The 9,707-nt window shown below is 69.4% G+C and carries 10 protein-coding genes; 8 read left to right on the forward strand and 2 right to left on the reverse strand.

Annotated features, from left to right (window positions below; translation table 11 throughout):
- On the reverse strand, window positions 1-745 hold a 745-nt coding region (locus ROTAS13_RS13475), incomplete at its 3' end, for an IclR family transcriptional regulator (protein ID WP_253187681.1).
- A gap of 111 nt (window positions 746-856) precedes the next feature.
- Here ROTAS13_RS13475 and ROTAS13_RS13480 point away from each other — a divergent pair.
- The 8 genes from ROTAS13_RS13480 to ROTAS13_RS13515 all read left to right on the forward strand — a co-directional run bounded on the left by ROTAS13_RS13480 (window position 857) and on the right by ROTAS13_RS13515 (window position 8,872).
- On the forward strand, window positions 857-1,810 hold the full coding sequence (locus tag ROTAS13_RS13480; protein ID WP_075822594.1) for a cupin domain-containing protein: 954 nt from the start codon (window positions 857-859) through the stop codon (window positions 1,808-1,810).
- A gap of 275 nt (window positions 1,811-2,085) precedes the next feature.
- Window positions 2,086-3,003: an L-threonate dehydrogenase gene (ltnD, locus tag ROTAS13_RS13485; RefSeq protein ID WP_019460986.1), complete on the forward strand. Its 918-nt coding sequence runs from the start codon at window positions 2,086-2,088 to the stop codon at window positions 3,001-3,003.
- Between the two features lie 14 nt (window positions 3,004-3,017).
- Window positions 3,018-4,274, forward strand: a complete 1,257-nt coding sequence (gene otnK / locus ROTAS13_RS13490; RefSeq protein WP_075822597.1) for a 3-oxo-tetronate kinase — start codon at window positions 3,018-3,020, stop codon at window positions 4,272-4,274.
- 25 nt (window positions 4,275-4,299) lie between these two features.
- Window positions 4,300-5,094, forward strand: a complete 795-nt coding sequence (otnI, locus tag ROTAS13_RS13495; protein WP_075822595.1) for a 2-oxo-tetronate isomerase — start codon at window positions 4,300-4,302, stop codon at window positions 5,092-5,094.
- Between the two features lie 7 nt (window positions 5,095-5,101).
- A complete protein-coding gene (locus ROTAS13_RS13500; protein ID WP_019460983.1) occupies window positions 5,102-5,878 on the forward strand; it encodes a DeoR/GlpR family DNA-binding transcription regulator in 777 nt (258 codons plus the stop codon).
- A 4-nt stretch (window positions 5,879-5,882) separates the two neighbouring features.
- Window positions 5,883-6,848, forward strand: a complete 966-nt coding sequence (denD, locus tag ROTAS13_RS13505; RefSeq protein ID WP_083755523.1) for a D-erythronate dehydrogenase — start codon at window positions 5,883-5,885, stop codon at window positions 6,846-6,848.
- A 31-nt stretch (window positions 6,849-6,879) separates the two neighbouring features.
- Window positions 6,880-7,512: an aldolase gene (locus tag ROTAS13_RS13510; protein WP_019460981.1), complete on the forward strand. Its 633-nt coding sequence runs from the start codon at window positions 6,880-6,882 to the stop codon at window positions 7,510-7,512.
- A gap of 55 nt (window positions 7,513-7,567) precedes the next feature.
- Window positions 7,568-8,872, forward strand: a complete 1,305-nt coding sequence (locus tag ROTAS13_RS13515) for an MFS transporter (RefSeq protein WP_019460980.1) — start codon at window positions 7,568-7,570, stop codon at window positions 8,870-8,872.
- A 439-nt stretch (window positions 8,873-9,311) separates the two neighbouring features.
- On the opposite strand, the gene ROTAS13_RS13520 is transcribed toward ROTAS13_RS13515, so the two are convergent.
- Window positions 9,312-9,707 (reverse strand): Smr/MutS family protein (locus ROTAS13_RS13520; protein ID WP_075822598.1); only part of this gene is annotated, 396 nt, incomplete at its 5' end.

Genomic DNA, 9,707 nt, shown 5'->3' on the forward strand with positions numbered 1-9,707 from the left:
CCTGCGCCAGAGGGCCGCGCAGCTCGGCCTCCGTCACCAGCAGCGCGACGGTGGAGATGTTGATCGCCGCCACCGCGCGGCCCGAGACATCGCGGATGGGGGCCGCGATGCTCGTCACCCCGGCCTCGTAGCCCGCGACATTGGTGACGGTGCCGGAGGCGCGGTCCAGCCGGGCCTGTTTCAGCAGCGCGGGCAGGGTGGCCGGGGTGCGGCCGCTGTAGGATTCCAGCCGGGTGTCACGGTACAGCGCCTCGATCGCCGCATCCTCCAGCCCCGCCAGCAGCACGCGCCCCATGCCGGTGGCATGCGCGGGCAGGCGCGAGCCGACCTGCACCACCGAGGACACGGCGCGCCGCGTCGGCATCCGCATCAGGTAGACGACGTCGCGCCCCTCCAGCACCCCCAGATGGGCGGACCATTGGGTGCGGTCGCGCAGCGCCTCCAGATGCGGCGCGGCGACCTCGGGCAGGTCGCGGGAAGCGATATAACCATAGCCCAGGCGCAGCACGGCCGGACCCAGCGCATAGGTACGCGTCTGCGGGTCGTGCACCAGGAAGCCTAGCTGGTCCAGCGTATAGACCAGCCGGTAGGCGGCGGAGCGGGTGATGCCCAGCGCCGCGCCGATTTCCACCAGCGTCATGCGGCGGCGTTCGGGCGTGAAGGCCTGCAGCGCCTGCAACCCGCGCACGAGGCCGGGGACGAGGTAGCGGTCATCCGCCTCCCCGCCTGCCGCCACCGGGGGCACCTCCGTATCCAAAATGTGTTTACCCATAAAACAGCGTATAGCAGGCAAACAGGAACGCGGCTACAGGAGTTTCCGGACGGCACGGCCGCACCTGCAAGAAAGGAGTTCCGGATGAACGTCATCGCCCCGCCCGCCACGGTCCCGCTGGAAGCGGACCTGCAGCGCCACATCGGCCGGCACGCGCAGAAGGCCTTCGACTGGGACGCCTTCCCCTCGAACCGCGGCTTTCCGGAACTCTCCCGCGCGCAGATGCGCTATATCGGCGCCGGCGGCTCGCCCAAGGTCGGCGATACCTCCACCATGAAGGCCGACAACTTCACGCTGAGCCTGATCCACAAGGAGCCGGGCAAGTACGCGGCCTGCCACGCGCATGAGATCGAGGAGAGCTTCCTCATCATCGACGGCGTGCTGACCGTGGGCTGGGAGCAGGACGGGCAGGTGGTCGAGGTCAAGCTCGGTCCCAAGGACATGATCCTGAACGCCCGCGACGTGCCGCACGGCTTCCGCAACGAGGGCGTGAAGCCCGTGCTGATGAGCATCAGCGTCGATGTCGGCAAGCCGCAGCCCCCGCGCTATGTCTATCACCCCAAGGACACCGACGCCGCGCTCGCCCGTGCCTTCGGCGCCAAGCCGGGCCAGACGGAGATGCTGTCCACCGAGGGCGCGCACCCGTTGCAGCAGCTCATGGCGCACCACGTCATCCGCTTCACCCAGCAGCCGGTGATCGCGGAGAAGGCAGGCTTCTTCCGCAAGGTCTATGTCGGCGAGGGTGGCGTGCAGTCCACCACCGCGCGCAAGGAGATGCTGGGCATCCCCCGCGGCGTCGGCGTGAAGCCCTATGTGCGCGATGTCGAGGACGCCTACCTCGTGCTCGAAGGCTGCGTCACCGTCGGATGGGTCGGCGATGACGGCAAGGTCGTGGAAGCGAAGCTCGGCCCGCTCGACGTGGTGAAGACCCCTGCCGGGCGGCCGCACTACTTCCGCAACGACGACTTCAGCGACGCCACCGTCTTCCTGGTGGTGGGCGATTCCGGCAAGGAGACCGTCGCCTACGAAGCCGCCTGAACCACGCGGTACCGTTTCCGCCGGGAGGAGGCCATGCGCCTCCTCCCGGTTTCCATTTGTGGCCCCACGCGTGGCGTTCCCGTGGCGGGGACGAGAACGGCCGGGAGGCCCCGGCACTCGCGCCGCAAACGACGGCTGTCCGTTGCCCGCCAGGGCGTGAAAAACTAGTCTCCGGATGTGAAATTTTGTGCTTTTCTCGCTTAACAGCGCCGGCAGCAGGTTTATAACCGCCGCCACGCGCAAGCGGGCGAACAGAAATTCACATCGGAGGACCGATGAGCAGCGACAACCGGTACCGGGCCTGTGTAGTCGGCCTCGGCTCCATGGGCATGGGCGCGGCGCGCTCCTGCCTCGCGGCCGGGCTGGCGACCTATGGCGCGGACCTGAACCCGGCGGCCTGTCAGGCGCTGACCGAGGCTGGCGCCGTGGCGGCGGGGCCGGATGCCTCTGCCTTCGCCGGGGAACTGGATGCCGTGCTGTTGCTGGTGGTGAACGCCGCGCAGTGCCGCGCCGTGCTACTGGGCGAGAACGGGCTGGCGCGGAAGCTGCGCCCTGGCACCGGCGTCATGGTCTCCGCCACCATCTCCGCCGCCGATTCCCGCGCCCTGGCCGCGGAGCTGGAGGCGATGGGCCTGCTGATGCTGGACGCGCCGGTCTCGGGCGGGGCCGCCAAGGCGGCGGCGGGGCAGATGACGGTGATGGCTTCCGGGCCGAAGCAGGCCTTCGACCGGCTGCGCCCCGTGCTCGATGCGGTGGCGGGCAAGGTCTATGAGATCGGCGACGAGATCGGCCTGGGCGCCACGGTGAAGATCATCCACCAGCTCCTCGCCGGGGTGCATATCGCGGCGGGGGCCGAGGCGATGGCGCTGGCCGCGAAGGCCGGCATCCCGCTCGGCACGATGTACGAGGTGGTGACCAATGCCGCCGGCAACAGCTGGATGTTCGAGAACCGGATGAAGCATGTGGTCGATGGCGACTACACGCCACATTCGGCGGTGGACATCTTCGTGAAGGACCTGCGGCTGGTGACGGAGACGGCGCTGTCGCTGGGCTTCCCGCTGCCGCTGGCCAGCACCGCCTACACGATGTTCGCCAATGCCAGCAACGCCGGCCATGGGCGCGAGGACGATGCGGCGGTGATTAAGACCTTCGCCGGCATCGAGCTGCCGGGCGTGGAAGGGAAGACCAGGTGATGCGCCCCCTTCCGATGCGCCTGGGAGTCATCGCGGACGACTTCACCGGCGCCACCGATATCGCCGGCTTCCTGGTCGCCAACGGGCTGCGCACCGTGCAGCTCAACGGCGTGCCGCCGGAGGATCTGGCGGTCGAGGCCGATGCCGTGGTCATCAGCCTGAAGACCCGCTCCTGCCCGGTGGAGGAGGCGGTGTCGCAGAGCCTCGCCGCGCTGCGCTGGCTACAGGCGCGCGATTGTTCGCAGTTCTTCTTCAAGTACTGCTCCACCTTCGACAGCACGCCGAAGGGCAATATCGGCCCGGTGACGGATGCGCTGCTCGACACGCTGGGCGAGGACTTCACGGTGATCTGCCCGGTCCTGCCGGTGAACGGGCGCACCATCTACAACGGCTATCTCTTCGTGAACGGCGTGCCGCTGGAGGAATCCGGCATGCGGCACCATCCGGTCACGCCGATGACCGACAGCAACCTGATGCGGCTGATGGACGCGCAGTCGCGCGGGAAGACCGGCAACGTGCCGAGTACGGTCATGGACCAGGGTGCCGATGCCGTGCGCGCGGCGCTGGCGGCACTGAAGGCCAAGGGCTTCCGCTATGCCGTGCTGGACGCGCTGAGCGACGCGCATCTGGTGGTGATGGGCCAGGCCGTGGCGGAGATGAAGCTGGTCACCGGCGGCTCGGGCCTCGCCGACGGCATGGCGCGGGCCTGGAAGACCGAAGCCGATGCCGCCAGCGCCGCCGCCGAAGGCCGCCCTGCGAAGGGGCGCGCCATCGTGCTGTCCGGCTCCTGCTCGCAGATGACCAATGCCCAGGTGGCCGCCTATCGCGCCGCCGCGCCCGCCCTGTTCGTCGAGGTGGAGCGCAGCCTGGGCGATGCCGAGGCCTATGCGCGGGAGCTGGCGGACTGGGTGCTGGCGCAGCCGGCGGGCGAATGGGCGCCGCTGGTCTATGCCACCACCGAGCCGGCGAAGCTGAAGGAGATCCAGGCCCGCTTCGGTGCCGCCGAGGCGAGCGAGGCGGTGGAGCGCGTCTTCGGCGCCCTGGCGCGCAGGCTGGAGGCAGCGGGCTTCGACCAGTTCATCGTCGCGGGCGGCGAGACCTCCGGCATCGTCACCCAGTCGCTGGGCATCGGAGGCTTCCATATCGGGCCGCAGATCGCTCCGGGCGTGCCCTGGGTGAAGGCGGTGGGGAAGCCGCTCTCCCTGGCGCTGAAGTCGGGGAATTTCGGAGGCGAGCGCTTCTTCTTCGAAGCGCAGGACCTGGCGGCCTGAGGGTCAGGGTGAGGAGACGGACGACATGCCGCGTTTTGCTGCCAATCTCTCGATGATGTTCACCGAGCTTCCCTTCCTCGACCGCTTCGCCGCGGCCGCGGAGGCGGGGTTCCAGGCGGTGGAGTTCCTTTTCCCCTACGAGCACCCGCCGGAAGCGGTGGCGGAGAAGCTGAAGGCCGCCGGGCTGACCCAGGCGCTGTTCAACATGCCGCCGGGCGACTGGGCGAATGGCGAGCGCGGCATGGCTGCCATCCCGGGCCGCGAGCAGGAGTTCCGCGACAACGTCGCCATCGCGCTGCGCTATGCCAAGGCGCTGGGCTGCCGGACGCTGCACGGCATGTCCGGCATCACGGCCGGCATGGACCGCGCGGCCTGCGAGAACGCCTTCGTCGAGAACTTCCGCTACGCCGCCGACATGCTGGCGCCGGAAGGGATCACCCTGCTGGTCGAGCCGATCAACAGCCGCAACATGCCCGGCTACTTCATCGCGCACCAGCTGGAGGCGGTGGCGCTGGTGGAGCGCGTCGGGCGGCCGAACGTCTCCGTGCAGCTCGACCTCTACCACGCGCAGATCATGGACGGCGACCTGACGAAGCTGATCGGGAAGATGGACGGCAAGTTCGCCCATGTGCAGATCGCCTCGGTGCCGGATCGGCACGAGCCGGACGAGGGCGAGCTGAACTACCCGCACCTCTTTGCCGTGCTCGACCGCGTCGGCTACAAGGGCTGGGTGGGCTGCGAGTACAACCCGCGCGGCGAGACCACGGCCGGGCTGGGCTGGTTCGCCCCCTACAAGACGCCCGCCTCCGGGGCGCGCTGAGGCCGGCATGATCCCCGCCGAGCGTCAGAAGCTGATCCTCGCCCGCCTCGCCGAACGCGGCGTGCTGAGCATCAGCGAGCTGACCGAGCTGCTGGACGTCTCGCACATGACCGTGCGGCGCGACATCCAGCAGCTGGAGCGGGAAGGGCAGGTGATGTCGGTGGCGGGCGGCATCCGCCTGCCGGAGCGCATCTCCTTCGAGCCCTCGCATGTCAGCAAGGCGGTGATGGCCCATGCGGCGAAGGTGGCGATCGGCCGCATGGCGCTGGACTTCGTCCCGCGCGGCGGCATCCTCTACCTCGATGCCGGCACCACGACGCTGGAGATCGCCAGGGGCCTCGCCGGGCGCAGCGACATCGCCGTGGTGACCAACGACTTCGTCATCGCCGCCTTCCTGATGCGGGAGGCGGATTGCCGCCTCTACCACACCGGCGGGCAGGTGGAGCGCGAGAACCAGTCCTGCGTCGGCGACCCCGCCGCGGAGGCCATCCGCCGCTTCAACTTCGACCTCGCCTTCATCTCGACCTCCTCCTTCGGCCTGCGCGGCGTCTCCACGCCGTCGGAGAACAAGGTGGCGGTCAAGCGGGCGGTGGCGCAGAGCGCCTCCCGCAGCATCCTGGTGACGGACAGCAGCAAGTACGGGCGCATCGGCACCTTCAACGCCCTGCCACTCGAGGCGCTGTCCGCCATCGTCACCGATTCCAACCTGCCCGAGGATGTGCGCGACGCGATCATCCACCGGGGCCTCGCCCTGCACATCGCCGTGCCGGGGACGGAGGGATAGGAGCATGTCCATGCAGATCATCGTCACCGGCGGCGCCGGCTTCCTCGGCAGCCGCGTGATCCGCGCCCTCCTGGCCGGCGCCGGGAAGAAGGAAGGCCTGCCTGCCTTCGACCGCATCGTCTCGGTCGATCTCGCCCCCTGCCCGGTGGACGATGCGCGCGTCTCCTCCGTCACCGGCGACATCGCCGACCCGGGTTTCGTGCGCGGGCTGGTCACGGCGGAAACGGCGGGCATCTACCACCTCGCGGCGGTGCTGAGCGGCCAGTCGGAGCAGGATTTCGACCTGAGCATGCGGGTGAACGTGGATGGCACGCGCGCCCTGCTGGAGGCCGCCCGCGCCACCGGCAAGGCGCCCCGCTTCGTCTTCGCCAGCTCGCTCGCCGTCTTCGGCGGTGAGATGCCGGCGGTGGTGCCGGAGGTCATGGCGACCATGCCGGCGTCCTCCTACGGCGCGCAGAAGGCGATCGGCGAGATCCTGGTCAACGACTATTCCCGCAAGGGCTTCGTCGATGGCCGCGTCTGCCGCCTGCCGACCATCGTGGTGCGCCCGGGCAAGCCGAACTCCGCCGCCTCCTCCTTCGCCAGCGGCATCATCCGCGAGCCCCTGGCCGGCATCGCCTCCAACTGCCCGGTGCCGCTGGAAACGCGGATGTGGCTCTCCTCCCCGGATGTGGTGGTGAGCAACCTCGTCCATGCCCTGGCCGTGCCGGGCGAGCGCATCGGCGGCTGGCGGGTGCTGAACCTGCCCGGCATCTGCGTCACCGTGGGCCAGATGCTGGAAAGCCTGGAGCGCGTCGGCGGCCCCGCCCCGCGCGCCCTGGTGACCGAGGAGCCGGAGCAGCGCGTGATCGACATCGTGTGCTCCTGGCCCGGCGATTTCGAGGTGAGCCGCCCGCTCGCCCTCGGCTTCACCCGCGACGGCGATTTCGACGCCGTGGTGCAACAGTACAAGGACGAATTCGTCCGCTGACCTCCGACCTCTGCTGCAGGGACATGCGAACATGACCGAGTCCGAACTGCGTGAACTTCTCGTCGAACTCGGCGCGAGTCTCTTCGCACGCGGCTATTCCGTCGGCAGCGCCGGCAACATCAGCGTGCGCCTGCCGGACGGCTACCTGATGACGCCGACCAACTCCTGCCTCGGCCGGCTGAAGGCGGAGCGCATCAGCAGGCTCGACCCGGACTGGCGGCATGTGGGCGGCGACAAGCCCTCCAAGGAGGTCTTCATGCACCGCGCCGTGCTGACCGCGCGGCCGGAGGCGGGAGCGGTGGTGCACCTGCACTCCACCTACGCCACCGCCATCGGCTGCCTGGCCGGGCCGGAGGACACGGCGCCGATCCCGCCGCTGACGCCCTATTTCGTCATGCGCGTGGGCCGGACGCTGCCGGTGATCCGCTACTACCGCCCCGGCGACGCGGCGATGGAGCGGGACATCCACGAAGCCGCCCGCGAGGCCCGCGCGGTGCTGCTCGCCAATCACGGGCCAGTGGTGTCCGGCAAGACACTGACCGACGCGGTCTATGCCGCGGAGGAGCTGGAGGAAGCGGCCAAGCTGGCGCTGCTGCTGCAAGGCCGTGAAGCCAGGGAACTGACCGCGGAGCAGGTCGAGGACCTTCTCCGGACCTTCAACTGACAACACGGTCCGCCGCGCCCCGCTGACGCCGGCGCGGCCGATCTGGAGGAACATTATGAGCGCACATGCCGGCGCCGCGAGCCTTGCTCCGGCGGCGACGGAGGACGGCCTGTACCGCAAGGTCGCCTTCCGCATCATGCCCCTGCTGATGCTCTGCTACGTCGTGGCCTATCTGGACCGCGTGAACGTCGGCTTCGCCAAGCTGCAGATGTCGCAGGAGCTGGGCTTCAGCGAGACGGTCTTCGGCCTGGGCGCCGGCATCTTCTTTCTCGGCTATTTCTTCTTCGAGGTGCCGAGCAACATCATCCTGCACAGGGTGGGCGCCCGCGTCTGGATGGCGCGCATCATGATCACCTGGGGCATCCTCTCCGCGCTCTTCATGTTCGTGGAGAACGCCTGGCAGTTCTACGTGCTGCGCTTCCTGCTCGGCGTGGCGGAGGCCGGCTTCTACCCGGGTGTCATCCTCTATCTCACCTACTGGTTCCCCTCGAACCGCCGCGGCAAGATGTTCGCCATCTTCCAGGCGGGCAGCCCGGCGGCCGGCATCTTCGGCAATCCGCTTTCCGGCTGGATCATGCAGAGCTTCGACGGTATCCGAGGCTGGAGCGGCTGGCAGTGGATGTTCCTGATCGAGGCCGTGCCCGCCGTCGTGCTGGGCCTCGTTCTGCTCGCCTATCTGGACAATGGCGTGAAGAGCGCGAAGTGGCTGGCCCAGGACGAGAAGGACATCCTCGCGCGCAACATCGCCGCCGACAGCAGCGGCAAGGACGAGCACCAGTCGGTCTTCGTCGTGCTGCGCGACCCGCGCGTCTGGGTGATGTGCCTGATCTACTTCAGCTTCGTCATGGGCCAGTACGGGCTGACCTTCTGGATGCCGACGCTGGTGAAGGCTTCCGGCGTGTCGGGTGACTTCAACATCGGCCTGCTCAGCGCCATTCCCTTCATCTGCGCCATCGTCGCCATGGTGTTCTTCAGCCGCAGCGCCGACGCACGGCGCGAGCGCCGCTGGCACCTGGTGATCCCGGCGCTGCTGGGCGCGGTGGGCTTCGTCGTCGCGGCGACCGCCTCCAGCACCGCCATCGCCATCGTCTTCCTCTCGATGGCCGCGGCGGGCGTGCTGGCCTGCGCGCCGCTCTTCTGGTCGCTGCCCACCGCCTTCCTGTCCGGCGCGGCGGCGGCCTCGGGCATCGCCTTCATCAACTCGGTGGCCAACCTGGCGGGCTTCGCCAGCCCCTACCTGATCGGCACGCTGCGCGACATGACCCAGTCCTCGGCCATGGGCATGTATGTGCTGGCAGGCTTCCTGGTGCTCGGCGCGGCCATCGTGCTGATGGTGCCGGCCAAGCTGGTGAACCGCTGACGGCGCATTTCCCCCGCTCTGTTGGAAGACAGGCGCCCGCCGCAGCAATGCGGCGGGCGCTTCTCGTTCGGGCCGCGGCTTCGCGTGGCGTCCCGCATCCCGGGGGAAAGGCTCTGCCTTTCCCCCGGACCCCCTATCCGCCAGGACCCTGAGGGTCCTGGACCTCCCGTTCGTTGGCGCCCGCTGATGCCGGATCGCGCCGGAGAGCATCGCTCTCCGGCGGACTGCCGGTGCCACCAGCGCGGACAGGGTGCCTTATCTTCTTTTCAGGAGCCCCGCGTTGCCGCCTGCTCCCAGGGATCAGGCCGCAGAACAACGTCCACCGCAGGCGCCAACTCAGGCCCGGGGTCCGGGGGCCGGCTTCGGTCCCCGGCGGAGAGGGGGGCCGGGGCGAGAGGCAGAGCCTCTCCCCCGGGAGCCAGCCACGGAGCGCGACGCGCTACCGCGCCACCTTCACCCGTTCCCGCCGCCGCAGCAGCAGATGCACCGCCCCGGTATTCGCGGCATGGGCATGGGCGACGCCCAGCAGCAGTGCTCGCAGCGGCGGCAGGTTCAGCCAGTGCGGCAGCTCCCGTCGCAGCACGCCGCCTTCGCCGGAACCCTTGCCGGTGACGATGGCGACGCAACGCAGGTCGTCGGCATGGGCGGCCAGGATGAAGGAGAGCACGGCGGCATGAGCGTCCTGCACCCGGCGCCCATGCAGGTCCAGCACCCGCTCGGGCCGGATGCGGCCTTTCCGCAGCTCCTTCCAGCGCTTCGCGTCCAACCCCGGGCCCGGCTGGCCCACCTGCAGCTCCGGCATGGCCGGGCGCGCCGGCTTCGCGGGGCGGGCCGG

It is taken from the genome of Roseomonas sp. TAS13, assembly GCF_001950415.1.
Taxonomy (GTDB): Bacteria; Pseudomonadota; Alphaproteobacteria; order Acetobacterales; family Acetobacteraceae; genus Roseomonas; species Roseomonas mucosa.

Coding starts and splice junctions, on each gene's coding strand:
- ROTAS13_RS13480 (WP_075822594.1), top strand. CDS start 857: ATGAACGTCATCGCCCCGCCCGCCACGGTCCCGCTGGAAGCGGACCTG.
- ltnD (WP_019460986.1), top strand. CDS start 2,086: ATGAGCAGCGACAACCGGTACCGGGCCTGTGTAGTCGGCCTCGGCTCC.
- otnK (WP_075822597.1), top strand. CDS start 3,018: ATGCGCCTGGGAGTCATCGCGGACGACTTCACCGGCGCCACCGATATC.
- otnI (WP_075822595.1), top strand. CDS start 4,300: ATGCCGCGTTTTGCTGCCAATCTCTCGATGATGTTCACCGAGCTTCCC.
- ROTAS13_RS13500 (WP_019460983.1), top strand. CDS start 5,102: ATGATCCCCGCCGAGCGTCAGAAGCTGATCCTCGCCCGCCTCGCCGAA.
- denD (WP_083755523.1), top strand. CDS start 5,883: ATGTCCATGCAGATCATCGTCACCGGCGGCGCCGGCTTCCTCGGCAGC.
- ROTAS13_RS13510 (WP_019460981.1), top strand. CDS start 6,880: ATGACCGAGTCCGAACTGCGTGAACTTCTCGTCGAACTCGGCGCGAGT.
- ROTAS13_RS13515 (WP_019460980.1), top strand. CDS start 7,568: ATGAGCGCACATGCCGGCGCCGCGAGCCTTGCTCCGGCGGCGACGGAG.